The sequence below is a fragment of the Microbispora rosea genome (assembly GCF_900156315.1).
GTDB lineage: Bacteria > Actinomycetota > Actinomycetes > Streptosporangiales > Streptosporangiaceae > Microbispora > Microbispora rosea.
Map to the genome: position 1 here is coordinate 153,335 of NZ_FTNI01000016.1, position 25,554 is coordinate 178,888.

The following is a 25,554-nucleotide window of genomic DNA, read 5'->3' on the forward strand; positions in this document are numbered from 1 at the left end:
AGCCCGACCTTATGTGGTCCCGGGTCCGCCGCCGACGGCGGCATCGCTTCCGGTGATGGTTTCTCCCCCGTCTTCGTCCTCCGACACCTCCGGCGGGGGCACCAGGTTGGCCACTCCCCCGCCCACGTCGTTGGCCCTGAGCAGGAAGGGACGCAGGGGGGTGTAGCGGATCACCGTGACGGACGCGGGGTCGGCCGTGATCCGCTGGAACTGGTCCAGGTGGAGGCCCATCGCGTCGGCCACGATCGCCTTGATCACGTCCCCGTGGCTGCAGACCAGATAGGTGGCCTTCTCGCCGAGCCGCTCGTTCCAGTCGCGTACGGCCCGCACGGCCCGGTTCTGCACCTCCGCCAGGGCCTCGCCGCCGGGGAAGACCGCCGCGCTGGGATGGGCCTGCACCACCCGCCACAGCGGCTCCTCGGCGAGCTCCTTCAGCGGCCTGCCCGTCCAGTCGCCGTAGCCGCACTCGCCGAACCTGTCGTCGGTCTGCACCGAGACGGGGCGGCCCTGCGCGATGGCGGCGGCGGTCTCCAGGCACCGGTCCAGCGGGCTGGACACGATGGCGTCCAGCTCCAGGGGCGCGAGCCGTTCCGCCACGGCGCGCGCCTGCTCCCGGCCGCGCTCGTCGAGGTGGACCCCGGGGGTCCAGCCGGCCAGCACGGGGCCGGTCATCGCGGTGAGGCCGTGCCGTACGAGGAGGACGGTCGTCATGACTGCACCACTCCGAGGGCCAGCAGGGTGAGGAGGAACGTTCCGGCGAAGACGCGGTAGACGACGAAGACGATGGTCGAGTGGCGCGCCACGTAGCGCAGCAGCCAGGCGATCGAGGCGTACCCGACGACGAACGACACGACGGTCGCGATCAGGGTCGGCACGACCGGGGGGCCGCCGCCGTCGCCGACGTGCCGCAGCTCGAACAGCCCCGAGAGGATCACCGCCGGGATCGACAGCAGGAAGGAGTAGCGGGCGGCCGCCTCGCGCGTGTAGCCGAGGAACATCGCGCCGGTCATCGTCGAGCCCGAGCGGGAGGCGCCGGGGATCAGCGGCAGCATCTGCCAGGCGCCGACGATCAGGCCGTCGCGCATGTTGAGGTCGGCGACCTCCTTCTTCTTGCGGCCCATCTGATCGGCCACGAGCAGCAGCAGGCCGAAGACGATGAGCATGACCGCGTTCAACCACAGGTTGCGGGCCGGGCCCTCGATCGCGTCCTTGAACAGCAGGCCGGCGACGCCGATCGGGATCGTGCCCAGGCCGATGTACCACCCCATGCGCGCGTCGAGGTCGCCGCGCAGCTCCGGCGTCCAGAGGCTGCGCAGCCAGGCCCAGGTGATCCGGACGATGTCGCGCCAGAAGTAGATGAGCACCGCGAGCATGGTGCCGAGCTGGATCACCGCGGTGAACGGCGCACCGGGGTCGCCCCATCCGGCCAGCTTGGGCACGATCAGCAGGTGGGCCGAGCTGGAGATGGGCAGGAACTCGGTGAGGCCCTGCACGAGCCCGAGCACGATCGCCTGTAGTACGTCCATGGTGCGGACAGCCTATCGGCTAGTCTGTCCGCACCATGGACCAGCGACTAGTCGGGCGCAGCGGTCTGTCGGTGTCCAGGATCGGGCTCGGCACGATGACCTGGGCCCGCGACACCTCCGCCGAGGAGGCGACGGCGCAACTCACCGCCTTCGCCGAGGCCGGCGGCACGCTGATCGACACCGCCGACGTGTACGGCGGCGGCGACGCCGAGCGCCTGATCGGCCGGCTCATCCGCGACGTGGTGCCGCGCTCTGAGCTGGTCATCGCCACCAAGGCCGTGCTCACCCACGGCGGCGAGCGCGACGCCTCCCGCCGTCACCTCATCCGCGCGCTCGACGCCTCCCTCGCCCGGCTCGGCCTGGAGGAGGTCGACCTGTGGCAGCTCCACGCGTTCGACCCCCGAGTGCCGCTGGAGGAGACGCTCGCAGCCGTCGACTACGCCGTCTCCACCGGGCGTACGGCCTACGCGGGCGTGTGCAACTACACCGGCTGGCAGCTCGCGGCCGCCGCCACCTGGCAGCGGTGCGGCGCCTCCCGGGCCCCGATCGTCGCGGCGCAGGTGGAGTACTCCCTGCTGGCCAGGGACGCCGAGGAGGAACTGCTGCCGGCCGCCGGGCACGTGGGCGCCGGGGTCCTCGCCTGGTCGCCGCTGGGACGCGGCGTGCTGACCGGGAAGTACCGCACCGGCATCCCCGCCGACTCCCGCGCCGCCACTCCGCACTTCGCCGAGTTCGTCCGGCCGTACCTCGACGAACGGTGCCGCAGCATCGTGGAGTCGGTGACCACGGCGGCCGAGGGGCTCGGCGCGTCACCGCTCGCCGTGGCGCTCGCCTGGGTGCGCGACCGCCCGGGCGTGTCGTCGGCGATCGTCGGCGCACGCACCCACGCGCAGTTGCTCGGCGTGTTGCAGGCCGAGAAGCTCACCCTGCCCTGGGAGATCCGCGAGGCCCTGGACGACGTCTCCGACCCCTGACCGCCGCGCCGAGCGTGCGAGGCGAACGAGAATCGTCCTCACGTATCACACATCGATACCGAACTGCAACTTTCTACTGCATAACCCCGCGCTCGGGCGAAGAGTGGCGGGTATGTCGGGGGATGGACCAGAGCACTGCGGAAGGGGACACATGGGGATCGTAGGCAAGGCCTCCGCGATCTCCGCCGGGGCTCTCGCGATCACCCTGGCCGGAGGCCTCCCTCTCGCCGCATCCCCGGCACAGGCGTTCGACTGCACAGGAGACGGCGGCTTGGTCTCGGGCATCACCGGCGGCGTCTGCTCCCTGGTGAACGGCGTGGGCGGACTGGCCGACGGCGTCACCGACGTCGCGGACAAGGCCACCGGTGGCCTGACGGCGCCGGTCACGAAGACCGTGGACGACACCCTGAAGACGACCACCGAAGCCGCGGGCACGGCGGTGAACGACGTCGGAAAGGCGGTCGACACGGCCGGCCGGACGCTCACCGGTGCGACGGACACCTCGTCCGGAGCGGCGGGATCGGCGGACACCGCGGGCGGAGCGACGGGCGCGGTGAGCGGCGTGAAGGAAGCGGTGAGCGGCGCGGCGGAAGCAGTGGACGGAGCGGCGGGAGCGCTGACGGGCGGCGGATCCGGAGCCACGCACAGCCCTGCCCCGAGCATCCAGAAGCTCACCGACGGGCTGACCCGCGCGGTCGAGGACACCTGCCTGCCCCTGGTCGCGGGCGAGGGCTGCGCGTCCCACGAGAGCGACGAGGGCGCGAGGAGCGCCGGGCAGACGGGGACGGCCGGCAAGAAGACGACACGGCCCAAGGCCTCCATGACGCCCGAGGGAACCCTTTCTCCCGAGCCCTACCGGCCGCGTCTGGTCGCGGCGCGCGACGACGCGCTGGAGACGGGCCGCGCGGCGAAGGTGGACCCGGACGAGGACGGCGTGATCCCCCTCCTCTGGCCCGGGCAGAAGATGCCCGAGCTGCCGGAGCTGCACGGCGACCCCACGGGCGCGCGCACGCGGGCCCATAGGTCGTATGACGCGGCGGGAACGGCGCTCACCGCGGTCCTGCTGCTCTCGGCGCTGCTCGCCACCCGCGTGGTCTCGGCTCGGCGGGCCCGCGCGGGGCAGCAGGAGCCGAACGAGTCGATCCCCTTCGAGGGCGGCCTGCGGCTGCCGGGGAAGGCCGGGCGCCACCGGCTCGCCTGAGGGCGACGTTGGGGCACCGGCCCGATCTGCGCCGTGCCGATTTGATGGGTTGATGCGAACCCTGGCCGGACGATCGCGCATCAACTTCGGGCCGGGTTATCCATGCCGTGGTGGCACCGACAGGTGCCCGGGGCCACGGAAGGAGCAGCTCGGGATGAGATGGAGCATCGCCCTCAGGGCGCTTGCCGCCCTGGCGGCGGCGGCCGTCGTGCTGACGACGACGGCGACCGGCGCGGCCGCTGGATCGGGAGACGGGCCGGGGCTGGGGTCGGGGTCGGCGTCCGGATCGGGGTCGGCGTCCGGATCGGGGTCGGTGTCCGGATCGGCGTCCAGGTCGGCGTCGGGCCGGACCGGCGCGGTGCGGCCCGACGACATTCCGCGCGGCGGGACCGCCAAGCTCCCGCCCCGCGTCTCCGACACGCTGTGCGACCGGGGGAGGAAGAGCGCGCAGACGTGTGACGGGACCGACCCGATCGGGAGCCGCTGCGCCGACGGGGCGTACACCGTGGTGAGTTCGCCGCTCTGGTATCACGACAGCCGCGGACGGGCCACGCGGCCCGCCGGCGCCACCGTCGAGTTGCGGTACTCCCCTCGGTGCGGGACCAACTGGTCGCGGGTCACGCTCGACAAGGGGCGCAGCGCGCCCGTGCGGGTTCTCGTGTGCCGGGGCGAGGGCTCCGGCGACTGCACCGAGACCTACGCGACGCGCGGTGGCACCGCGTACTCCGACCAGCTCTACGCGAAGGACGTGGAGGCGACGGCGTACGCGCTGTGCTGCGGCACCTCGCCGGACATCGCCTCCGCCTGGGCCCGAGGCTGAGCCCGCCGCGGGCCGGCGGTCCCGCGGCCGCGCCCCGCCCGGTGCGGGGGGGGAGCGGGCGCGGGGACGGTGGACGGGAGGCCGCGGGACCAGCGCGCGGCGACCTGGTGAGCGGAACGTGCGGGGTCAGCGGGCGCAGCGGGTTCTCGCGTGGGGTCCTTCCCTCTGCCCTGCGACCACCCAGCCCTCCACCCAGACGCATCCGCGCGCGAGGGAGAGCATGTCCCCGTAGGCGCCCGGCGGCGTGTTGTTCTGCCATTGGGAACGCACCTGGGCGTTGTCCGCCGGACGATGCGCGGCGAGCCACACCGTGTAGAGGCGGGGATTGTCGAAGTACGCCGAGGCCCAGGCCGTGTCGCAGTCGGGACTGCGCCGCAGCCGCAGCGTCCCGAAGCGGGTGCCGTCGGGCAGGTTCAGCGGGACGGCGTCGAGCGTGTCGATCATCTCGAGGTCGCGCCCGCACCCCCGGGCCCGGGGATCGTCGCCGTCCATGTCCTCGGCCCGGCTCCCATCCCCCGCCCGGTCGATGACGTGCTGGTTACGCGAGGTCCAGCCGGGCGCGAGCCCCACGCCGCGCGCGGCGGCGCCCAGCGCCACTCCGCCGGCGACCACGACGACGACCACGGCCACGAGCAGGCGCCCGCGCCGCCGCACCCAGCCCGCGAGGCTGCCGCGCCCAGCCCCCGCCCCCGCCTCAGGCCCGGCGTCCGGCCCTGCATCAGGGCCGCCAGCGCGCCCGCCGCCGTCTTCGGCGGGTACCGGCGGTTCCTCCGCTCGCCCCGAGATCTCCTCGCTGACCCGATGCCAGCGCCGCGCCCACGCGTCCTCGTCGCCTCCGCAGGCCCGTACGAAGGCGAGGGTGACCTCCAGGCTCGGGAAGACGCGGCCGCCCGCGGCCCGCGACAGCACCGTGGCCGAGTAGTGCGCCCTCTCCGAGAGGGCCCGGTAGGTGGGCGACCCGGCATCCTCGCGCAGCCGCCGCAGCGCGACGGCGAACGCCTGCACAGGCCCTTCCTCCGGGCTGAGGTCGCGCTCTGGTCGTCCCATGGTCCCCACACGAGTTCGACGGCCACGTCGCCGCGGGCGACGCCGTCCAAGGCGCACGGGGACGGGGAAGCCCGGGCATCACGCTCGTGCCTGACGGCTCATGCCGACTGCGGAGAACCGCGAGCGGCAGACACGCCCAGATGCTAAGCGCAGCGACGGGCCGCGGCAAGATTCGCCGGCCGCGGCCCGTGAGCCCGCCTGATGCGGGAGGCGGGATGTCGTGAGCAGGGTGTCGTCAGGCGCCCATCGCGTGCACGCCGCCGTCGACGTGGACGATCTCACCGGTGGTGGCGGGGAACCAGTCGGACAGCAGCGCGACGCACGCCTTCGCGGCGGGGCCGGTGTCGGCCAGATCCCAGCCGAGCGGCGCGCGCTCCGGCCAGGAGTCCTCGAACTCCTTGAACCCGGGGATGCTCTTGGCCGCCATCGTGCGCAGCGGGCCGGCGGCGACGAGGTTGACCCGGATGCCGTGCGCGCCCAGGTCGCGGGCGAGGTAGCGCGAGCACGACTCCAGCCCGGCCTTGGCCACGCCCATCCAGTCGTAGACCGGCCACGCCTTGGTCGCGTCGAAGTCCAGGCCGACGATCGAGCCGCCTTCCTTCATCAGCGGCAGGCACGCGACGGCGAGCGACTTGAACGAGTACGTCGAGACGTGGACCGCCGTGGCGACGTCCTCCCAGGAGGTGTTGAGGAAGTTGCCGCCCAGGCAGGACTGCGGGGCGAACCCGATCGAGTGGACGATCCCGTCCAGCCCGTCGATGTGCGCGCCGACGCGGTCGGCGAGCGTGTCGAGGTGCTCGTTGTTCTGGACGTCCAGCTCGATCACCGGCGGCGGCTCGGGCAGCCGCTTGGCGATGCGCTCGACCAGGCTGAGGCGGCCGAAGCCGGTCAGCACGACCTGGGCGCCCTCCTCCTGGGCCAGCTTCGCCACGTTGAAGGCGATCGACGCGTCGGTGAGGACGCCGGTGACCAGCAGTCGCTTCCCGTCCAGCAAACCCATGTCCAGCTCCAGTCAGTCGGGTGTCCGGCTCAGTGGCCCATGCCGAGGCCGCCGTCGACGGGGATGACCGCCCCGGTGATGTAAGAGGCGTCGTCGCTCGCCAGGAACCTGACGACCCGGGCGATCTCCTCGGTCTGCGCCTGCCGCCCGAGCGGGATGCTCTTGCGGATCTGCTCCTGCTGCGCCTCGTCGAGCACCGCGGTCATGTCGGTCTCCACGAACCCCGGCGCGACCACGTTGACCGTGATGCCGCGCGAGCCGAGCTCGCGGGCCAGCGACCGGCCGAAGCCGACCAGGCCGGCCTTGGAGGCGGCGTAGTTGGTCTGACCGGCCGAACCGGACAGGCCGACGACGGAGGAGATCAGGATGATCCTCCCGCGCCGCAGGCGCAGCATGGGCCGCACGGCCCGCTTGGCGACGCGGTAGGCGCCGGTCAGGTTCGTGTCGATGACGTCGGTGAAGGTCTCCTCCTTCATCATCGGCAGCAGCGTGTCCTTGGTGATCCCCGCGTTGGCGACGACGACCTCGACCGGGCCGTGCTCGGCCTCGGCCTTCTCGAAGGCGGCGTCGACGTCGGCGGAGCTCGTCACGTCGCAGCGAACTCCGAACAGCCCCTCCGGGGGCTCGCCGGAACGGTAGGTGACGGCGACGGCGTCTCCCGCGGCGGCGAGCTCGCGGGCGATCGCGAGGCCGATGCCGCGATTTCCGCCGGTGACGAGAACAGAGCGAACCATGCGACCGACCGTATCGGCTACTTGGGGGTAGTCCACTTGTCCGCAGGGCACAAGATCACAGGGTTAGGATCGTGGACATGCGCCAGATCGACCCCGACTTCCTCGCCCTGCCGCTGCGGCGGCTGGCGGACGCGGCCCTGCAGCGCGCCCGTGACCTGGGAGCCGAGCACGCCTCGTTCCGGCTCGAACGTGTGCGCGCCGAGACGCTGCGCCTGTTCGACGCCCGGCTCGAGGGGTCCTCGGACGCCGACGACCTCGGCTTCGCCGTACGGGTGATCAAGGACGGCACCTGGGGCTTCGCGTCCGGGATCGAGCTGACCCCGGAGGCGGCGGTCCTGGCGGCCGAGGAGGCCGTGCGGGTGGCGGCGGTCAGCGCGCCCATCAACCGCGAGCCGGTGGAGCTCGCCCCCGAGCCGGTGTACGACGACGTGACCTGGGTGTCGGCCTACGAGGTCGACCCGTTCGACGTGCCGCTGCCGGACAAGGCGGCGCTGCTCGCGGAGTGGTCGTCCGGCCTGCTCGGCAGGGTCGACCACGTCTCTGCCTCGCTCATGCAGGTCAAGGAGCAGAAGTTCTACGCCGACACGGCGGGCACGGTCACCACGCAGCAGCGTGTGCGGCTGCACCCCGTTCTGACCGCGATGCGGGCCGACGGCGACCGGTTCGACGACATGCGCACGCTGGCCCCGCCGGTCGGCCGGGGGTACGAGTACCTGACGGGCACCGGCTGGGACTTCCCCGCCGAGCTGGCCGAGATCCCCGACCTGCTCGACGAGAAGCTCAAGGCGCCCTCGGTCGAGGCCGGGCCGTACGACCTGGTGGTCGACCCGTCGAACCTGTGGCTGACGATCCACGAGTCGATCGGCCACGCGACCGAGCTGGACCGGGCGCTCGGCTACGAGGCGGCCTACGCCGGCACCTCCTTCGCCACCTTCGACCAGCTCGGCAGCCTGCACTACGGCTCGCCCGTGATGAACGTGACCGGCGACCGCACGGTCGAGCACGGCCTGGCCACCGTCGGCTGGGACGACGAGGGCGTGGCCGGCCAGTCGTTCGACATCGTCCGCGAGGGCACGCTGGCCGGCTACCAGCTCGACCGGCGGATGGCGCTGCTGAAGGGCCTCGGGCGGTCGAACGGCTGCGCGTTCGCCGACTCCCCCGGCCACGTGCCGATCCAGCGGATGGCCAACGTGTCGCTCCAGCCCGCCGCCGGCGGCCCCTCCACCGACGAGCTGATCTCCCGGGTCGGGCGCGGGATCTACGTCGTCGGCGACAAGAGCTGGTCGATCGACATGCAGCGATACAACTTCCAGTTCACGGCGCAGAGGTTTTACAAGATCGAGAACGGCCGCCTGGCCGGGCAGCTGCGCGACGTGGCCTACCAGGCGACCACGACGGACTTCTGGCGCTCCATGGAGGCCGTCGGCGGCCCGGAGACCTACGTGCTCGGCGGCGCCTTCAACTGCGGCAAGGGCCAGCCGGGCCAGGTCGCGCCGGTCAGTCACGGCGCTCCGGCGGCCCTGTTCCGCGGCGTACGGATCCTCAACACCGTCCAGGAGGGTGGCAGCAAGTGAGCGACCGGGTGACCACACCGCAGGAGACGGTGGAGCGGGCGCTCGCGCTGAGCGAGGCCGACGGCTGCGTCGTCATCGTGGACGAGGGCTCGACCGCCAATCTGCGCTTCGCCGGCAACACGCTGACGACCAACGGGGTCGCGCGCTCCTCCCGGCTCACGGTGATCTCCGTCGTGGGCGCCGGGGTGGGGGTCGTCTCGCGCTCCGCCGTACGGGCCGGCCAGCTGGCCGACGTGGTGGCCGCGGCGGACCGCGCCGCGCGGGAGGCCCGGCCGTCGGAGGACGCCCGGCCCCTGGTGGAGGGCGCCGCCGGGGAGGGCTGGGAACGCCCGGTGGAGCCGACCTCCATCGACGTGTTCGGGGGGTTCGCGCCCGCGCTCGGCGAGGCGTTCGCCGCCGCCGACGCCTCGGGACGCAGGCTGTACGGCTTCGCCGAGCACAGCATGACCTCGACGTTCGTCGGCTCGTCCACCGGCCTGCGGCTGCGTCACGACCAGCCGACCGGTCGGCTCGAACTCAACGCCAAGTCCACGGACATGACGCGCTCGGCGTGGACGGGCGTGGCCACCCGTGACTTCACCGACGTGGACGTGGCCGCCCTGGACGATACGCTCACCCGGCGGCTCGACTGGGCCAAGCGGCGGATCAGCCTGGAGCCGGGCCGCTACGAGACGCTCCTGCCGCCGACGGCGGTCTCCGACCTGATGATCTACCTGTACTGGTCGGCCGGCGCGCGGGACGCCGCCGACGGCCGCACGGTGTTCTCCCGGCCCGGCGGCGGCACCCGTGTGGGCGAGCGGCTCTCGACGCTGCCGATCTCCCTCCGCAGCGAACCGGCGCGGGCCGGCGTCGAGTGCACGCCGTTCGTCGTCGCGCACGCCTCCAGCCGGGAGCAGTCGGTCTTCGACAACGGCCTGCCGCTGGACCACACCGAGTGGATCAGCGACGGCACGCTGGCCAACCTCGTGCAGACCAGGCACTCCGCCGAGCTGACCGGGCTCGCCACCACCCCGCAGATCGACAACCTGATCATGACAGGACCGGAGGGCGGCCGCTCGCTGGAGGAGATGATCGCCTCGACCGAGCGTGGTCTGCTGCTGACCTGCCTGTGGTACATCCGCGAGGTCGACCCGCAGTCGCTGCTCCTGACCGGCCTGACCAGGGACGGCGTCTACCTGGTCGAGAACGGCGAGGTCGTGGGCGAGGTCAACAACTTCCGGTTCAACGAGTCGCCGGTCGACCTGCTCGGCCGCCTCAGCGAGGTGGGCCCGAGCGAGCAGACGCTCCCGCGCGAGTGGAACGACTGGTTCACCCGCGCCGTCATGCCGCCGGTCCGGGTGCCCGACTTCAACATGTCGACGGTCAGCCAGGCCAGCTAGGAAACGGTCACCACGCGCGGGTTCCAGCCGCGGTCCGGCACCGGCCGTCGCGGGCGCCGAGCACTCGCGAACACCGGTCCTATTCGGCGTCCTCGAGGCGGAAGCCGACTTTCATGCCGACCTGGAAGTGGGCCACCTCGCCGTCCTCGATGTGCCCGCGCACCTCGGTCACCTCGAACCAGTCGAGATGCCGCAGCGTCTGGGCGGCCCGCCTGACGCCGTTGCGGATCGCCTGGTCGACGCTCTCCGCCGAGGTGCCCACTATCTCGGTCACCCGATAGGTCCGGTCCGACATCACGTCCTCCTGCCTGCGCGTCTCTCGCGTGATCGTATCGCCGTGCGGGCGTCACCCCCGCCTCCCTCGGGGTCTACCGTGGAAATCGTGAATCCATGGCGCAGGTTGCGAAAAGACCGCCCGGTCGTTCACCAGGTGACGGACGCTCAGCCGTCGCTGACCGACGACGTGCGCAAGCGGGAGATCAGCTACCTCATCAAGATGGGCATCCGGCTCGTGTGCCTCATTCTGGCGGTGGCGGTGCCGGCCCCGTGGCCCGTCAAGGCCCTGTTCGTCGGTGGGGCCGTTCTTTTGCCATACCTTGCCGTTATCGGGGCCAATCAGAGAGGTCACGAGCCTCCTCCGCCCCCTGACTTGACCTCGTCTAACCAAAACGAGATACCACGCCATCGACGCGAGATCGGGTCGTGACAAAGTCTTGACGCAACCCATGGGTTGGAGGTGTACAGTTTAGCCAAGCGCTCTGGTCCCCCGTCGGAGCGCTGGTGCCGGCGTTCCGGGCCCCCGTCGGAACGCCGATGAAGCGGCGCCGGGTGGTTTGCCCCCGTAACCACCCGGCGTCGCCCTTTTTCCACAGAGTTCACACGGGCCTCACGGACCGGCCGTCGAGGTCGTCCCCGGTGGGGACGGCCCTTCCGCCGAACGGCCCCCGGCGCCCGCCCTTCCCCTCCATGCGGCGCGCCGGGGCCGTGGAAGCCGGTGTCAGGACTCGGACGTGTCAGCAGCCGCCCGCGTCTCCGCGTTCGCCCCCGCGTTCGCCCCCGCGTTCGCCCCCGTGTCCGCCTCCGTGTCCGCCCCCGCCCAGTCCTTCGCCATCCGGGACAGCCGCTCCACCACATCCGGCGGCGCGGTGCCGGCCCCCTGCGCCAGCCCCATCAGGTAGGCGGTCAGCGGGGCGGCGGGCCGCGCCACTCCGTGCGCCACATCCCTGGTCAGGTCGAGCACCGCGGTCCTGTCCACCCGGGCGGGATCGATGCCCAGCTCGCGGCAGACCAGGGCCGTCCATTCCTCCAGCACGTTCACGCGCTCTCCCTTCACCCGCGCCCTCCGGCCCGCTCGCGGGCCGCGCGGAGATCGTCGACGGTGTCGCAATCGAACCACGGTGGGGTCTCCCCGGGCGCCACCGGCGGGCGTACGGGCACCGGCCCCAGCGGGCCGAGCAGCCCGCGCAGCGACCGCCCCTCGTACGCGCCGAGCGCGTCCTTCAGAGCGGCCGTACGCCACGCACCGGTGAGCCACTGCTCACGGCCCTCGTCGTCCACGAGCACCGCCCCCGCGCCGTCCTCGGGCACGGCCGCCAGGAGCGCCCTGACGTGACCGGCGACGACGAACGGCAGGTCGGCCGCGAGCAGGACGACCAGCGGGGACGTCACCTCGGCGAGCCCGGCGCGCAGCGCCGGCACCGGCCCGCCGCCCGGCGGGTCCTCACGGGTGAACAGCACGCCCGGCATGTCCCTGGGCGGGCCCACCACGACCACCGCGCGGGCGTCGCCGACCGCCGCCGCCACCCGCTCGACGAGGGGCAGCCCGCCGACGAGCGCACCCGGCTTGTCCGCCCCGCCGAGCCGCTCGGCCCGGCCGCCCGCCAGGATCACGGCGTCGTACGGCGGCGGGCAGGCCGCCTCACCGGCGCCGGCTTCGGAACGGGGACGCACGGGTGCTCCCTGGACTCCCTCTCGCGGCTCTCTCGGACTCTCTCGGGCTCTCCGGTGGCTCCGTCAGCCGCCGATGGCCGACATCGGGCGGGCCGGCTGGAGGAATGCGGGGTCGTCGATGCCGTGCCCGGCCTTCTTCCCCCGCACCGCCGCGAGCCATCGCGCCGCCAGCTCCTCGTCCGTGGCGCCCGAGCGCAGCGCCGTACGCAGGTCGGACTCCTCTGTGGCGAACAGGCAGTTGCGGACCTGGCCGTCGGCGGTGATCCGGACGCGGTCGCAGGCGCCGCAGAACGGCCGGGTGACCGAGCCGATCACGCCCACCCGGTGCGGGCCGCCGTCCACCAGGAAGAGCTCGGCGGGTGCGCTGCCCCGCTCGCGCGGGTCGTCCTCGGTCAGGTCGAAGGAGTCCTTCAGCAGGCCGAGGATCTCGTCGGCCGTGATCATGTCGTCGCGGCGCCAGCCGTGCTGGGCGTCGAGCGGCATCTGCTCGATGAAGCGCAGCTCGTATCCCTGGTCGAGGCAGTAACGCAGCAGCGGCGCGGCCTCGTGCTCGTTGACGCCGCGCATCAGCACCGCGTTGACCTTGACCGGCGTGAGGCCCGCCGCGCTGGCCGCGGCGAGCCCGTCCAGCACGTCGCGGAGCCGGTCGCGGTGCGCCAGCCGGACGAACACGTCGCGGTCCAGCGTGTCCAGCGAGACGTTGACCCGGTCGAGACCGGCCCGCGCGAGCGGCTCCGCGAGGCGGGTCAGGCCGATGCCGTTGGTCGTCAGCGACACCTGGGGACGCGGGCGCAGCGCGGCGGTCGCGGCCACGATCTCGGGGAGCTCCCGCCGCAGCAGCGGCTCGCCACCGGTGAAGCGGACCTCCCTGATGCCGAGCCGCTCCACGCCGATCGTCACCAGGCGGACGATCTCCTCGCCGGTGAGCAGCTCGGGCTTGGGCAGCCAGTCGAGGCCCTCGGGCGGCATGCAGTACGCGCACCGCAGGTTGCACCGGTCGGTCAGCGACACCCTCAAATCGGTCGCGACCCGGCCGAACGAGTCAACCAGCACGAGAGGACCTCCAACCCCAGAGAGCCTCAAGCCTAAGCCCTGCCGTCACGATGACCACAACCTCGGTCGTCCCTGCGTGATTCCCCCACTCCGGACGGAACGCATCCGTCTCCGGCGCGGCCATCGCCCTTCCCGGACGACGGGCGCGGCGCGGGGCAGACTGATGGGCATGGAGCCGATCTCTCTCGACACGCGTGCCAGGGAACTACTCGAACGCGCCGCCACCGCCTCCAGCGGGCGCGCGGCCGACACCGTGCACGGCGGCCACGCGCAGGCGCTGCGCCAGACGCTGCTCGCCCTCATGGCCGGGACCGACCTCGCCGAGCACGAGAGCCCGGGTGAGGCGACCCTTCTGGTGCTGCACGGTCATGTACGGCTGAGCAGCGGCGACGCCTCCTGGGAAGGGCGCTCCGGCGACCTGCTGACCATCCCGGACGAACGGCACGCGCTCGACGCCGTGGAGGACAGCGCGGTCCTGCTCACCGTCGTCAAACGCCCCTGAGCGCGGGCCGCGGCCGCGGGCGGAAGAAGCCGCTAAGCGGCCTGGAGGACGCAGCCCAGGGCGAGCAGCGACAGGACCTTCACGATCTCCAGCGCGACGTAGTAGAGGTGCGCCCTCGACCTGTGCCGTGCCGGGTCCTCACCGGACAGGACGCGGTCCGACCTGCGGTTGAGCGGCGGGCGTACGACCGCGATCTGGATCACCAGGACGACCGCGGCGACCGCCGTGAGCGCGACCGCGGCGGTGCCGGGCGATCCGGTGGCGACCACCACGATCACGACGACCGCCAGCACGGCCTCGACGGCGTTGAGCGCCCGGAAGACGAGCCGGCCGATGCCGAGCCCGATTGGAATCGTCACCCCCGGTGCACGGAACTTCAGCGGCGCCTCAAGGAAGGAGATCGCCAGCACCATCCCGAGCCAGACGAAGGTGGCCGCACCGCCCACAGCGGCCGAGGCGGAGTTCATTCCCGCTCTCCTCTCGCACGCGCGAAACCGGCGGAGCGGGGGCCGGGCTCCGGTGAGCCGCCTCACTTGTCATGACTTCCGCCGCCCTCGCCCAGGGTTCCACGCGTGCTCGCCGGTTCCCCATCCAGGGTCACGTGCCGGCGAGGTCCGCTCACGGCACGGCCGCGGGGGTCATCTCCAGCCGGTCCGTCGCCGCAGCCAGGCCAGCGCCGCCCGGCCCTGCGCGAGCTGGAACGCGCGGAGCGTGGGCAGGCCCGGCGGCGCGGGAAGGCTTCCCCGCTGCAGGAAGAAGCCGGTCACCGCGGCCAGGACCGCGGTGACCGCATCGGGGTCCGCCTTCGCCGCGACGGGATGGCGGTCGAAGACCTCGGCGGGCCGCGGCCCGCCCTGCATGACCACGCTCGGGAGCATCCCGAGCAGGTCGAACCACGGAGCCGCCAGGCACGCCCAGGGCCAGTCCACCACGTAGACGCGACCGTCCGCGGTGAGCAGCAGGTTGTCGGCCCGGAGGTCGGCGTGGGCCAGCGTGTCGCCCTCCACCGCCCGGTCCCAGGCCGCCTCCAGCTCCGCCAGCCGGTCCAGGTGCCGCCGTGCCCACGCGGCATCGGGCCCGTCCCCGCCGAGGCCGCCCAAGCCGAGGCCGTCCGGGCCGGCGGCCAGGCGCCGCCATCCCTGGAATTCCTCCGCGAACCGCTCACCGGCCGGCGGCACCGCCACGGGAGCGGGGGTGAGCGACTCGGCCAGCTCGGTCATCGCGCCGAGCACGAGGTCGAGTTCCGCCGCCGTCCAGGGCTGGGCCGGCGTGCGGCCCTCGACGTCCTCGAACAGCAGGACCACCCAGCCGTCCTCGTCGAAGGACGCGAGCAGCCGGGGCGCGGGCGCCGTGGCCGGCAGCGCGGCGGCCACCTGGGCCTCCGCCCGGTGGATGCCGGGGCTGATCGGGTTCGGCTCGGGCCCGACCGCCTTGACGAAGGCCCTGCCCCCGCCCGCGAGCCGCAGGCGGGCCGCCACGCCCGGGGAGAATCCGCCGGGCTGGGTGACGGCCTCGGTCACGCGGTCCCCGAGGTGCCGTTCGACGGCCAGCCGCAGGTGCGCGGGCACCGCGGTCCACGGCAGTCGTACGCCGCCGGCGGGCGGGGGCGGGCCGTCGTCACCGAGGCGACGACGCTCCCCCTCGTCCGGACCACCGAGGTCCTGGGATTCGTCGCTCATCCCGGCATGATGGGCGACGGGCGGGTAGGGCGGCAAACGACTTTCCGCCGCGATATTCGGTTGGGATTCCAGCCTGGCGCCCGGCACAGTGGATCTCGACGAAGGAGGAGTTTCCACCATGCCGAAGCACATCGCCCCGAAGCTGCTGTCCTGGGCGAGCGAGATCGACGACGGGACGATCGACCAGGCCGCCCGGGCGGCGCGCCTGCCGTTCGTGCCAGGTCACGTCGCGCTCATGCCGGACGCGCACGTCGGCATCGGCGCGACGGTCGGCTCCGTCATCCCGACGGAGGGCGCGATCATCCCGTCCGCCGTCGGCGTGGACATCGGCTGCGGCATGGTCGCGACCGAGACCACGCTCACGGCCGCCGACCTGCCCGACTCGCTCGACCCGCTGATGCGGCTGGTGGAGCGGCGCATCCCGGCGGGCGTGGGCAAGGGGCACGACGACCGCGCGGTGGACCGCGCGCTCGGCGACCTGGGCCGGCCGCACACCGGCCTGACGCCCAAGCAGGAGAACACCGTCGCCTGCCAGTTCGGGACCCTCGGCTCGGGCAACCACTTCGTGGAGGTCTGCCTCGACGAGCGCGACCGGGTGTGGACCGTGCTGCACTCCGGCTCGCGCGGGATCGGCAACCAGCTCGCCACCGCGCACATCAACGGCGCGAAGCGGCTCATGCGGAGCCTGGGAATCGGGATGGAGGACTACGACCTCGCCTACTTCACCCAGGGCACCGCGGAGTTCACGGCGTACATCGAGGACATGCTGTGGGCGCAGCGCTACGCGATGGCCTCGCGGGCGCGGATGGACAAGGTGCTGGGCGACGCGCTGTTCCGCGTGGCCGGCGCCGGCGCCCGGGTCCGGACGATCAACTGCCACCACAACTTCACGCAGTTGGAGACCCATCAGGGCAAGGAGCTGTGGATCACCCGCAAGGGCGCGATCAAGGCGGACACCGGGGACGAGGGCGTGATCCCGGGCTCGATGGGCACCCGCTCCTACATCGTCCGCGGGCGGGGCAACCCGCTGTCGTACAACTCCTGCTCGCACGGCGCGGGGCGCAGGATGTCGAGGAGCCGGGCGAAGCGCGAGCTGTCGCCGGCCTCGCTCAGGGAGGCGATGCGCGGCCGGACCTGGAACTCCGACCGGGCCGCCGCCCTGGTCGACGAGCACCCCGAGGCGTACAAGCCGATCGACCAGGTGATGGCGGACCAGAAGGACCTCGTGGAGGTCCGGCACACGCTGCGCCAGGTCTTCAACTACAAGGGGTGAACCGCCGGGCGCGGTCGTTTCGCCCCCGCCGTCTCGGGGGGCGCGGCCGCCCCGGCCGGCAGCAGGACGAAGCCGCTCGCCACCCGGGCCGGGATCCGGTAGGGCGAGATGGTGAGGTCCTGCTCCGGCACGGTGTAGTCCAGCCGGGCCAGCCGCGGCGCGAGGGCCTCCAGCAGGCCCACGGCGACCGGCTCGCCCGGGCACCGGTGACCGGTCGCCGGGTCGCCCCCGCCCTGCGGGATCAGGTCGTACGGGCCGATCTCGCGTCCGATGAAGCGGCGTGGGTCGAACGCGCAGGGGTTCGGCCAGAGCGCCGGGTCGTGGTTCTGGCCCCAGACGTCGAGCAGCACGAGCCAGTCGGCCAGGATCTGCTCGCCCTTCCAGGTGAGGTCCTTGACGGCCTTGCCCGCCACGAACGGCGCGAAGGGGTAGAAGCGCCGCACCTCATGCGCGAACGCCTCGGCGTACGCGCCGTCGGCGTCCTCGGCCAGGCGGACGCGGGTGACCGGCCAGCAGTGCAGCGCGTGCGCGGCAAACGTGACGAACCAGCTCACGGCGACGGTGGGACGCACGAGGTTGAGCAGTTCGACCGCGGCGATCCGGGGGGCGAGCGGTTCCCCGTCGGGTTCCCGGTGGCGGGCGGCCACGGCGAGCGCCGAGGAGTCCGGCGCCCGCAGGGCCCCGCGCCGCACGTCCTCGACCAGTCCCGCCAGCCACGCCTCGCGGCGCCTGCGGGCGGCGCGGGCCCGCCAGTGCCGCGGGCCCGGCGACCCGAAGCCGTCGACCATCGCGACGAGGTCGGCGGCGAGGGGCCCGGTCTCCTCCTCGGTGAGCGGGATGCCCGCCCACCGGCACGCCCCCCGGGTGATGACGCGTGCGGCCTCGTCGAAGAGCACGACGTGGCCCCTGTCCGGCCACGTCGCCACCGCCGCGTCCCAGGCCGCGGTGGTCTCACCGACCAGGGCGGCGACGCTTTCCGGTGTCATCAGGGACATGAACATGCCCTTGCGCGCCCGGTGCGCGGCCTGGTCGAGCGTGTGCACCGCGCCGTGGCCGAACAGCGTGCTCTTGATCGGCTCGGGCAGCGCGGGAGCCCGCTGGACGTGGTCGTCGTCGTAGAAGAAGCGGACGGCGTCCGGCCCGCGCAGCACGACGGCGTGCTGGCCCATCAGCCGGGTGTGGACCATCTCCCCCTGGGTCTCCCGCCAGCGGGCCGGCAGCCAGGCATAGCCCTCGAGCAGCAGGAGCAGCGTGGTGTCGAGCAGCGGCATATGTCCTGACTGCCCGCGTCCGTCCGCCGGAAACGGCGGACGGACGCCCGTCCGGCCGGGGCCGGACGGGCGTCGGAGGTCAGCCCCTGATGCAGGTGCCGCCGTTCAGCGTGAAGCCGGTGGGATCGGGATTGGCGCCCGTGAGTGTGCCGTTGAAGCCGATCTGCACCGACGCGCCGCCCTGGATCACCGAGTTCCACGGCATGGCCGCGGCGGTGACGTCCTTGCCGGACTGCGACCAAGTGGCCGACCAGCCGCTGGCGACCTTCTGTCCCGCGTCGGGGAGGACGAAGCGCAGCGTCCAGTTGTTCATCGGCGTCTGACCCAAATTGATGATCTTCACGTTGGCGGAGAAGCCGCCGCTCCACGACCACGCGGTGTACTCGATCTTGCAGCTGACCGGGGGCGGCGTGTAGGTGGGGTAGCCGCCCGACGCCGTGGCCGTCACCAGGTCGGACGGCAGGCTGAGGTTGCCCGCGGCGTCCTGCGCCACCATGAAGTAGACGTACGACTGGCCGGTGACGAGGTTGCCCTCGGTGAAGTACGTGCCGATGGGTGTGCCCACCGGGATCCAGGCCGTGTCGGTGCGCCGGTAGACGTCGTAGCCCGTCACCCCGACGTCGTCGGTCGACGGGGTCCAGCAGAACGACGTCCCCTTGAAGTCGGGCAGGCAGTTGGCCTGCATCCCGGTCGGCCTGGTCGGCGGCGTCGTGTCGCCCGTGCCGGGGCTCGGCGACACGGACATGCCGGTGACCGCCGAGGTGCTGAACGGCGCGGTGGGCCTGCTGGTGTTGCCCGCGGCGTCCTTGGCCACGATGTAGAACGTGTAGGTCCGGCCGATGGTCAGGCCGGAGACGACGGTCATCGTGCTCGTGGGGGCGGCCGCCCTGACGAAGCCGTCCGCGGTGAGGCGGTAGACCTCGTAGCCGGTGACGCCGACGTCGTCTGCGGACGCCGTCCAGCACAGGCCGACCACACCCTGGGGCGTGCCTCCCGTGGGCAGCGGCGGCGGGCAGGCCCGCACCTCACCGGGGGTCGTGGGCGGTGTGGTGTCCGTCCCCGCCGGGCCGCTCGCCGTCGGCTGCGGCGTGGGTTCGCCCGAGGCCGCGGAAGCGGCGTACGCCGTCGTCACACTCGTCGCGAGGACGGGTGGCGCGGCGATGTTGGCCGCCAGCAGCGCGGCGGCCACGGCGCCCGCCGCGGTCCACGCGGCCGGCCACGACAGTCTGGACACGAGCCACCTCTCCGGGACGATCCGCCGACGACATCGCCCGGATCATCGATCGCCGGGGCGGGCCCGTCAAAGCCCGCTCGCATCCGTGCCGGTCGACCCGTAAGGAACTTGAAACTTTCAGCGTGGCGGGCCGTCGCTAGCGTGGCGGGATGAAGATCGTGGTCACCGGCGCGGCCGGTTTCATCGGGAGCGGCGTCGCCTCCCTGCTGCGCGACGCCGGGCACGAGGTGCGGGGCTTCGACCTGCGCGGCGGCGAGGACGTCACGCAGGGTGACGTGCGGGACGAGGACGCCGTCGCCCGCGCGCTCGACGGCGCCGACGCCGTCGTGCACCAGGCGGCCAAGGTCGGCCTCGGCGTCGACGTGTCCGACCTGCCGGAGTACGTGTCGGTCAACGGGCTCGGGACCGCGGTGCTGCTCGCCGCGATGGCGCGGCACGGGGTCTCCCGGCTGGTCCTGGCGTCGTCCATGGTGATCTACGGCGAGGGCGTCTACGACTGCGCGGAACACGGCCGCCGGCGCCCCGGCCCCAGGGCCGAGGAGGACCTGGCCGCCGGGCGGTTCGAGCCGGTGTGCCCGCGCTGCGGGCGCCCGTTGGCGCCGGGGACCGTGGACGAGGACGTCCCGCCCGATCCGCGCAACGCGTACGCCACGAGCAAGCTCGCCCAGGAGCACCTGGCCGCCAACTGGGCCCGCGAAACCGGCGGCGTTGCGGTCGCCCTGAGGTACCACAACGTGTACGGGCCGGGGATGCCGCGCGACACCCCCTATTCGGGGGTGGCCGCGATCTTCCGGTCCGCGCTGGAGGCCGGGCGGGCGCCGCTGGTGTTCGAGGACGGCGGCCAGCGCAGGGACTTCGTCCACGTCGGCGACGTCGCGGCGGCCAACCTCGCGGCGCTCGGCGCGCTGGAGTCCGCCCCGCCCGGCCGGCTCCGCGCGTACAACGTGGCCAGCGGCGAGCCCCACTCGATCGGCGACCTGGCGGACGCGCTCAGCGCGGCGCGGGGCGGACCGGCCCCCGAGGTCACCGGCCGCTACCGGCTGGGCGACGTCCGGCACATCGTGGCCTCCCCGGACCGCGCCGCGGCCGACCTGGGTTTCCGGGCGCGGATCCGCTTCGCCGACGGCATGCGGGAGTTCGCCCACGCCCCGCTGGCGACGGCCGGCTGAATCACCAGGGAGATCTCACGAACCCCTGCAGCAGCAGGCCGAGCACCGCCTGCGCGGCGAGCAGGCGGCGGTCTCCCTCACGCCCGGCTCCCGTACCCCCGGCCCCCGCACGCCCGGCCGCCGCCGCGACCCACAGGGCGAACGGCAGCCAGATCCGCTCCACCTCGCCCCTGGTGACGCCGCTGACGTCGAGGGCGAGCACCGCGACCCCGGCCGCCAGCGGCAGTATCCGGTCGCGGGCCCGTCCCGGCGCCACGAGCCCGGCGGCGGCGGCCGGGCCCGTCACCAGGGCGAGCACGGCCAGGTTGGCGACCAGGAAGTACAGGTACGGCCGGGCCGCGCCGGGGTCGGCCGCCCACTCGGCGTGGGTGGCGAGCACACCGGCCGGCCACCAGAACCCTCCGGCGGCGAACAGGGCGCTCACCGCGGCCATCCCGGTCAGGCAGGCGGCCACGGTCGCCCGCGGCACTCCCACGGCGACCGCCGCGACGAGCGGGACGAGCAGGTAGGGCACCAGGCCGTAGCTGAGGTAGGGCAGCGCGCCCAGTGCCACACCCGCGCCGAGGCCGAGCGTCACCCGGCCCGCCCGGCTCCGCGCGCCGAGCACCAGCAGCGCCGTCCCCCACGCCCCCACGCCCGCGAAGAACGCGTCCATGGTCGTAGCGATCCACACCGCCGCCGGGCACAGGGCGAGGTAGGGCAGCACGCGCCGGGCCGCGTCCTCCCCCGCGACGCGCCACACGGTCAGGCCGATCGCGGCCGTGGCCGAGCACCCCGTCACGACCACGAGGACGGCGGCCCAGAACGGCCCGGGCAGCCCGGCGGCCGCCAGCGCCCACAGCACCAGCACCGGCAGCGGCGGATGGCCGCGCACGTGCGTGGGATAGGCCGGCAGGTCCCGGGTGAACCCGGCGAGCCAGCCGAGGGGGTCGTCGCCCACGGCCCCGAGCCCGGCCAGGTATTCCTGCGGGTGGGTGAACGGCCACGCCAGCCCCTCCCCCGACATCGCCAGCAGGACCGTCCACGCGAGCGACGCGGCGAAGGCCGCCGCCAGCGCCGCGCGCATCGGCAGATGCGCCGTCAGCCGGGGCAGCACGGGGACCGCGACCGCGGCGAAGGCCACGGCCGGAAGCAGCGCGGGCGTGGGCAGGCGCGCCAGCGCGTGCAGCGGCGGGAGGTGGTCGATGCGCAGCACCCCGCGGGCGTGCAGCAGGCCGCCCACCGCGAACGCGCCCGCCACCAGGACAGCCCATCCGGCCAGCGCCCGCTGCCGTGCCGTGAGTGCCCGTCGCCGCGCCGCAGGCGCTCCCCGCTCTGCCGCCGACGCCCCCTGCCGTGCCGCAGGTGCCCCCTGACTTGCCGCCGACGCCCCCTGCCGTGCCGCAGGCGCTCCCTGACTTGCCGCCGACGCCCCCTGCCGTGCTCTCACGACCGCCACCGTAGGCGGGCCGGTGAAGCCGTCCACGCCCTCCGGGCGCCCCGTAGTCACTTCGTAAGAACTCGGCGGCCCCCGCGGCTCTAACTTCTGCGACATGCAGATCGATGTGGTGCTTCCCTGCCTCGACGAGGCGGCGGCGCTGCCCTGGGTGCTCGGCCGCATGCCGGACGGCTGCCGCGCCATCGTGGTGGACAACGGATCCACCGACGGGTCGGCCGAGGTCGCCGCCCGGCACGGCGCGCTCGTGGTGAGCGAGCCCAGGCCGGGCTTCGGCGCCGCGTGCCACGCGGGCCTGGAGGCCGCGACCGCCCCCGTCGTGTGTTTCATGGACGCCGACGCGTCCCTGGACCCGCGGCAGATCCCGTACGTCGCGGAGGGGGTGGTGAGCGGCGCCGCCGACCTGGTCCTGGGCCGGCGCAGGCCCGTCACCGCGTCAGCGTGGCCCGCGCACGCCCGGCTGGGCAACCGGGTGCTCGCCTGGCGGCTGCGCCGCCGCACCGGCGCGCCGCTGCACGACCTCGGCCCGATGCGCGCGGCCCGCCGTACGGCCCTGCTGGCCCTGGGCCTGCGGGACCGGCGGTTCGGCTACCCGCTGGAGATGGTGCTGCGGGCGAGCGAGGCGGGCTGGCGCATCGGCGAGGTCGACGTCGACTACCTGCCGCGGGTGGGCCACTCGAAGGTGACGGGGACCGTCCGCGGCACCGTGCGTACGGTGCGCGACATGTGGCGGGCGGCGTGACGCCGGCCACGAGCGGGACCGCGGCGCAGCTCGTCGTCATCGCCAAGGCGCCCGTGCCGGGAACCGTGAAGACCCGGCTCACGCCGGCCTTCACCGCGCGGGAGGCCGCCGCGCTCGCGGAGTCGGCGCTGCGCGACACGCTGTCGGCCGTCGCCGCCGCCCCGGCCGCGCGGCGGGTGCTGGCCCTGCTCGGCGAGCCGGGGCCCTGGCTGCCCGCGGGGTACGACGTGGTCGCCCAGCGGGGGGACGACCTGGCCGCACGGCTGGCCGCCGCCTTCGCCGACGCGTGGACGGCCCTTCCGGTCCCGGTCGTGCTGATCGGCATGGACACCCCTCAGGTCACCCCCGCACTGCTGGCCGAGGCGGGACGGCTGCTGGACGGGCACGAGGTCGTGGTCGGCCCGGCCGCCGACGGCGGGTTCTGGCTGCTCGGGCAGCGCACGCCCGACCCCGCCCTGCTGGCCGGGCTGCCGATGTCCCGGCCTGACACGGGGGCGCTGCTGATGGAGCGGATCCGTGCCGCGGGCGTGCGGGCCGCCCTGCTGCCCGAGCTGACCGACGTGGACACCGCCGCGGACGCGCGCGCGGTGGCCGCGCGAATCCCCTCCTCGCGGTTCGCGGCGACGCTGGCGGCCCTCGGCGCGGACGTCCCGGCGTGATCGGGCCCCTCTACGCCGAGTCGCTGGACGGCGCGCGGGTCGAGGTCGAGTCGGCCGACGGCGGCACGTGGCCGCTGGAGGCGTGGCGCTGGCTCCACGACGCCGAGGGGGACGAGGCCATGCTCGCCCGCTGCGCCGACCCCACACTCGACGTGGGCTCGGGACCGGGGCGGCTGACCGTGGCGCTGACCAGGCGCGGGGTGCGAGCGCTCGGCATCGACGTCACCCCCCGGGCCGTCCGCCTCACCCGCCTGGCCGGGGGGCGCGCCCTCTGCCGTGACGTGTTCGGGCACGTGCCCGGCGCCGGCCGCTGGGGCACGGTGCTGCTCGCCGACGGCAACATCGGCATCGGCGGCGACCCCGACGCACTGCTGCGCCGGGTCCGCGAGCTGCTGCGTCCCGGCGGCGAGGTCGTCGCCGAGCTCGATCCGCCCGGCGCCGCGACCCGTGCGGAACGGGTGCGGCTGCGCAGGGAGGGCAGGGTCACCGGCTGGTTCGCCTGGGCGCGGGTCAGCGTGTCCGACATCGGGCCGCTCGCCGCGCGCACCGGCTTCCGCCCTGCGGAGGTGTGGACTGAGGCCGGCCGCTGGTTCTCGGTCCTGGGCTGAACCAGGGCAAGGCTCGCCGTGCCGGCCGTCCCGGGACGGCACGTCCGCCGGTCACACGCCGGTTCCCGGCCGCGCCGTACCTGCACGGATAGGCTGCCGCAGGGAGCAGGCGGAAGCGAACGGGACGGATGGCGGGGATCGCGCGCGCGGCCGCACGGACGGTCGCACGACGGTGGCGGGCGCGGCGCGGCGACCCCGTCGACGGGAACGGCCTCACCGCGAACCTCGTCACACCGAACCTCGTCACCCCGAACCTCGTCACCGGGAGCCTCGTCACCGGGAGGCTGCCTCGCAGGGACCTCGTCCGCGTCGCAACCCTCACCGTCGTGGCGGCGGCGCTCTACGCGTTCTACTCGTGCGTGACGCTGGCGCGGTTCCGGGCGGGCGCGTACGACCTGGTGATCTTCGACCAGGCGATCCGGTCGTACGCGCGTCTCCAGGCACCGGTCTCGATGCTGAAGGGCGTGCACAACGGCTTCGGGCCGGGGTTCTGCGTGCTCGGCGACCATTGGTCTCCTGCGCTCGCGCTGCTGGCGCCGCTCTACTGGATCCACGACGGGCCGGCGACCCTGCTCGTCGCGCAGGCCGTGCTGCTTGCGCTGTCGATCCCGCTGGTGTGGACGTACGCCTTCCGCGCCTCCTCGGCGGTTACGGTTTCGGCGGGGCGGCGCGTCGCCTATCCGGTCGCGGTCGCCTACGCCATGTCGTGGCCGATCACCGAGGCCGTGGCCTTCGACTTCCACGAGGTGGCGTTCGCGCCGCTGCTCACGGCGGCCATGCTGGAGCGTCACCAGGCCGGGTGCAGGGGGGCCGCGGTCCTCGCGGGGCTGGCACTCCTGCTGGTGAAGGAGGACATGGGCCTGCTGCTCGCGGGGTTCGGGCTGTTCCTCCTGTCCCGCCCCCGCGACCGGTGGCTGGGCGCGCTGCTCGTCGCCGTCGGCCTCGCCGCGACGCTGGTGGCGACGCGGGTCCTCATCCCGCACTTCGGCGGCAGGGCCGGCTACTACTGGGCGTACTGGACACTCGGCCCGGATCTGCGCCGTGCCGCGGTGCACGCGGTCACGCGGCCCGGCGACGTCGTCGCGCTGCTCGCCGATCCGCCGCTGAAGCTGCGCACGCTCGTGCTGACGCTCGCTCCCGTGCTGTTCACCGCCGTGCTGTCCCCGCTGGGCCTGGCCCTGCTGCCGCCGCTGCTGGAACGGCTGCTCGCCAGCACCTACCCCAACTGGTGGACGCCGCGATACCACTACACGGCCTTCGTCGTCGCAATCGTCTTCGCCGCCGGGATCGACGGGGCGCTGCGGGTGGCCGCCCGTTTCCCGGAACGGGCCGGAAGGCTCGTGCGGGCATGGGCGGTGCTCGTGCTCGCCACCTCGGTCGCGCTCGTGCCGTTCTTCTCGTTCGGCGCGCTGTTCACCCCCTCCTTCTACGCCGAGACCGCCCGGACCCGCGCGGCCGGACGCGCCGTCGCGGCCGTGCCCGACGGCGTGCTGGTCGAGGCGGCCGGGTCCCTCGCCCCGGCCCTGTCGCCGCGTACGCGGACCCTGCTGTGGGACCGCACGCCGCGCGGGGCGCCGTGGGTCGCCGCCGACGTGGGGGCCAGGACGTTCCCCTTCGGCTCGCTCCGCGCGCAGGTCGCACGGGTCGAGGCCCTGCGGGCGCGGGGCTACCGGGTGGTGTTCCGGGAGGCCGGCTACGTGGTGCTCACCCGGCCGTAGCCGGCC

At 73.8% G+C, this 25,554-nt stretch carries 27 protein-coding genes; 13 read left to right on the forward strand and 14 right to left on the reverse strand.

From position 1 onward, the window contains the following. Positions 1-9: 9 nt before the first annotated feature. Positions 10-711 carry a histidine phosphatase family protein gene (locus BXA11_RS22620; protein WP_076437578.1) on the reverse strand — a complete coding sequence of 234 codons (702 nt, stop codon included), beginning with the start codon at positions 709-711 and terminating at the stop codon, positions 10-12. After that, entirely contained in the window at positions 708-1,526 is an 819-nt protein-coding gene (locus BXA11_RS22625) for an undecaprenyl-diphosphate phosphatase (protein ID WP_030507221.1), read from the reverse strand. The genes BXA11_RS22620 and BXA11_RS22625 overlap by 4 nt, the downstream gene beginning before the upstream one ends. 35 nt (positions 1,527-1,561) lie before the next feature. On the opposite strand from BXA11_RS22625, the gene BXA11_RS22630 reads away from it, so the two are divergent. The 3 genes from BXA11_RS22630 (at position 1,562) to BXA11_RS22640 (ending at position 4,521) form a co-directional block, all read left to right on the forward strand. After that, entirely contained in the window at positions 1,562-2,500 is a 939-nt protein-coding gene (locus tag BXA11_RS22630) for an aldo/keto reductase (RefSeq protein WP_076437581.1), read from the forward strand. A gap of 151 nt (positions 2,501-2,651) precedes the next feature. After that, a complete protein-coding gene (locus BXA11_RS22635; protein WP_076437583.1) occupies positions 2,652-3,701 on the forward strand; it encodes a hypothetical protein in 1,050 nt (349 codons plus the stop codon). Positions 3,702-3,855: 154 nt separating this feature from the next. Beyond that, positions 3,856-4,521, forward strand: a complete 666-nt coding sequence (locus BXA11_RS22640) for a DUF2690 domain-containing protein (RefSeq protein WP_076437585.1) — start codon at positions 3,856-3,858, stop codon at positions 4,519-4,521. Positions 4,522-4,647: 126 nt separating this feature from the next. Here BXA11_RS22640 and BXA11_RS22645 read toward each other — a convergent pair whose 3' ends face one another. From BXA11_RS22645 to fabG, 3 genes are all read right to left on the reverse strand, one after another. After that, positions 4,648-5,568: a helix-turn-helix domain-containing protein gene (locus BXA11_RS22645; protein WP_143734448.1), complete on the reverse strand. Its 921-nt coding sequence runs from the start codon at positions 5,566-5,568 to the stop codon at positions 4,648-4,650. Positions 5,569-5,803: 235 nt separating this feature from the next. Next, positions 5,804-6,568: an enoyl-ACP reductase FabI gene (gene fabI / locus BXA11_RS22650; RefSeq protein ID WP_030507226.1), complete on the reverse strand. Its 765-nt coding sequence runs from the start codon at positions 6,566-6,568 to the stop codon at positions 5,804-5,806. A gap of 29 nt (positions 6,569-6,597) precedes the next feature. Further along, the gene (gene fabG / locus BXA11_RS22655; protein WP_030507227.1) at positions 6,598-7,302 is read right to left on the reverse strand and encodes a 3-oxoacyl-[acyl-carrier-protein] reductase; all 705 of its coding nucleotides are present in this window, start codon (positions 7,300-7,302) and stop codon (positions 6,598-6,600) included. A 77-nt stretch (positions 7,303-7,379) separates the two neighbouring features. Here fabG and BXA11_RS22660 point away from each other — a divergent pair, with 77 nt between their 5' ends. Further along, on the forward strand, positions 7,380-8,876 hold the full coding sequence (locus BXA11_RS22660; RefSeq protein ID WP_076437589.1) for a TldD/PmbA family protein: 1,497 nt from the start codon (positions 7,380-7,382) through the stop codon (positions 8,874-8,876). Continuing rightward, entirely contained in the window at positions 8,873-10,255 is a 1,383-nt protein-coding gene (locus tag BXA11_RS22665; RefSeq protein WP_076437591.1) for a metallopeptidase TldD-related protein, read from the forward strand. Before BXA11_RS22660 ends, BXA11_RS22665 begins: the two co-directional genes overlap by 4 nt. 79 nt (positions 10,256-10,334) lie before the next feature. Here BXA11_RS22665 and BXA11_RS22670 read toward each other — a convergent pair whose 3' ends face one another. Continuing rightward, entirely contained in the window at positions 10,335-10,550 is a 216-nt protein-coding gene (locus BXA11_RS22670) for a dodecin (protein WP_030507230.1), read from the reverse strand. Positions 10,551-10,637: 87 nt separating this feature from the next. Here BXA11_RS22670 and BXA11_RS44730 point away from each other — a divergent pair, with 87 nt between their 5' ends. After that, the gene (locus BXA11_RS44730) at positions 10,638-10,961 is read left to right on the forward strand and encodes a DUF3099 domain-containing protein (protein ID WP_036405835.1); all 324 of its coding nucleotides are present in this window, start codon (positions 10,638-10,640) and stop codon (positions 10,959-10,961) included. 291 nt (positions 10,962-11,252) lie between these two features. Here BXA11_RS44730 and BXA11_RS22680 read toward each other — a convergent pair whose 3' ends face one another. The 3 genes from BXA11_RS22680 to moaA form a co-directional block, all read right to left on the reverse strand. Continuing rightward, positions 11,253-11,573 (reverse strand): DUF6457 domain-containing protein, encoded by a 321-nt coding sequence (locus BXA11_RS22680; protein ID WP_143734449.1) that lies wholly within the window; start codon positions 11,571-11,573, stop codon positions 11,253-11,255. A gap of 11 nt (positions 11,574-11,584) precedes the next feature. Then, the gene (mobA, locus tag BXA11_RS22685) at positions 11,585-12,205 is read right to left on the reverse strand and encodes a molybdenum cofactor guanylyltransferase (RefSeq protein WP_076437593.1); all 621 of its coding nucleotides are present in this window, start codon (positions 12,203-12,205) and stop codon (positions 11,585-11,587) included. A 63-nt stretch (positions 12,206-12,268) separates the two neighbouring features. Then, positions 12,269-13,258 (reverse strand): GTP 3',8-cyclase MoaA, encoded by a 990-nt coding sequence (moaA, locus tag BXA11_RS22690; protein WP_076437596.1) that lies wholly within the window; start codon positions 13,256-13,258, stop codon positions 12,269-12,271. Between the two features lie 169 nt (positions 13,259-13,427). Between moaA and BXA11_RS22695 the strand changes: the two genes are divergently transcribed. After that, positions 13,428-13,760: a cupin domain-containing protein gene (locus BXA11_RS22695; RefSeq protein ID WP_076437673.1), complete on the forward strand. Its 333-nt coding sequence runs from the start codon at positions 13,428-13,430 to the stop codon at positions 13,758-13,760. Between the two features lie 32 nt (positions 13,761-13,792). Here BXA11_RS22695 and BXA11_RS22700 read toward each other — a convergent pair whose 3' ends face one another. Together BXA11_RS22700 and BXA11_RS22705 are read right to left on the reverse strand one after the other, a co-directional pair. Next, positions 13,793-14,227: a hypothetical protein gene (locus BXA11_RS22700; protein ID WP_076437598.1), complete on the reverse strand. Its 435-nt coding sequence runs from the start codon at positions 14,225-14,227 to the stop codon at positions 13,793-13,795. 171 nt (positions 14,228-14,398) lie between these two features. Then, positions 14,399-15,439, reverse strand: a complete 1,041-nt coding sequence (locus BXA11_RS22705) for a phosphotransferase (RefSeq protein WP_083744503.1) — start codon at positions 15,437-15,439, stop codon at positions 14,399-14,401. A gap of 118 nt (positions 15,440-15,557) precedes the next feature. Between BXA11_RS22705 and BXA11_RS22710 the strand changes: the two genes are divergently transcribed. Then, the gene (locus tag BXA11_RS22710; protein WP_030507238.1) at positions 15,558-16,712 is read left to right on the forward strand and encodes an RtcB family protein; all 1,155 of its coding nucleotides are present in this window, start codon (positions 15,558-15,560) and stop codon (positions 16,710-16,712) included. Here BXA11_RS22710 and BXA11_RS22715 read toward each other — a convergent pair. Both BXA11_RS22715 and BXA11_RS22720 read right to left on the reverse strand, forming a co-directional pair. Continuing rightward, a complete protein-coding gene (locus tag BXA11_RS22715) occupies positions 16,700-17,983 on the reverse strand; it encodes a cytochrome P450 (protein ID WP_076437600.1) in 1,284 nt (427 codons plus the stop codon). The two genes, BXA11_RS22710 and BXA11_RS22715, sit on opposite strands and share 13 nt — an antisense overlap. A 79-nt stretch (positions 17,984-18,062) precedes the next feature. Further along, positions 18,063-19,217 (reverse strand): cellulose binding domain-containing protein, encoded by a 1,155-nt coding sequence (locus BXA11_RS22720; RefSeq protein ID WP_076437602.1) that lies wholly within the window; start codon positions 19,215-19,217, stop codon positions 18,063-18,065. A 149-nt stretch (positions 19,218-19,366) separates the two neighbouring features. On the opposite strand from BXA11_RS22720, the gene BXA11_RS22725 reads away from it, so the two are divergent. Further along, positions 19,367-20,386, forward strand: coding sequence for an NAD-dependent epimerase/dehydratase family protein (locus BXA11_RS22725; RefSeq protein ID WP_076437604.1), 1,020 nt, complete (start codon positions 19,367-19,369; stop codon positions 20,384-20,386). A gap of 1 nt (position 20,387) precedes the next feature. On the opposite strand, the gene BXA11_RS22730 is transcribed toward BXA11_RS22725, so the two are convergent. Further along, the gene (locus tag BXA11_RS22730) at positions 20,388-21,626 is read right to left on the reverse strand and encodes a hypothetical protein (protein ID WP_083744490.1); all 1,239 of its coding nucleotides are present in this window, start codon (positions 21,624-21,626) and stop codon (positions 20,388-20,390) included. Positions 21,627-21,918: 292 nt separating this feature from the next. On the opposite strand from BXA11_RS22730, the gene BXA11_RS22735 reads away from it, so the two are divergent. The 4 genes from BXA11_RS22735 (at position 21,919) to BXA11_RS22750 (ending at position 25,548) form a co-directional block, all read left to right on the forward strand. Continuing rightward, positions 21,919-22,563 carry a glycosyltransferase family 2 protein gene (locus BXA11_RS22735; protein ID WP_030507243.1) on the forward strand — a complete coding sequence of 215 codons (645 nt, stop codon included), beginning with the start codon at positions 21,919-21,921 and terminating at the stop codon, positions 22,561-22,563. Beyond that, a complete protein-coding gene (locus BXA11_RS22740; RefSeq protein WP_076437676.1) occupies positions 22,560-23,222 on the forward strand; it encodes a TIGR04282 family arsenosugar biosynthesis glycosyltransferase in 663 nt (220 codons plus the stop codon). Before BXA11_RS22735 ends, BXA11_RS22740 begins: the two co-directional genes overlap by 4 nt. Then, complete coding sequence (locus BXA11_RS22745) at positions 23,219-23,830, forward strand: methyltransferase domain-containing protein (protein WP_076437606.1); 612 nt, start codon at positions 23,219-23,221, stop codon at positions 23,828-23,830. Before BXA11_RS22740 ends, BXA11_RS22745 begins: the two co-directional genes overlap by 4 nt. A 128-nt stretch (positions 23,831-23,958) precedes the next feature. Continuing rightward, a complete protein-coding gene (locus tag BXA11_RS22750; protein WP_083744491.1) occupies positions 23,959-25,548 on the forward strand; it encodes a DUF2079 domain-containing protein in 1,590 nt (529 codons plus the stop codon). Positions 25,549-25,554: the final 6 nt, after the last annotated feature.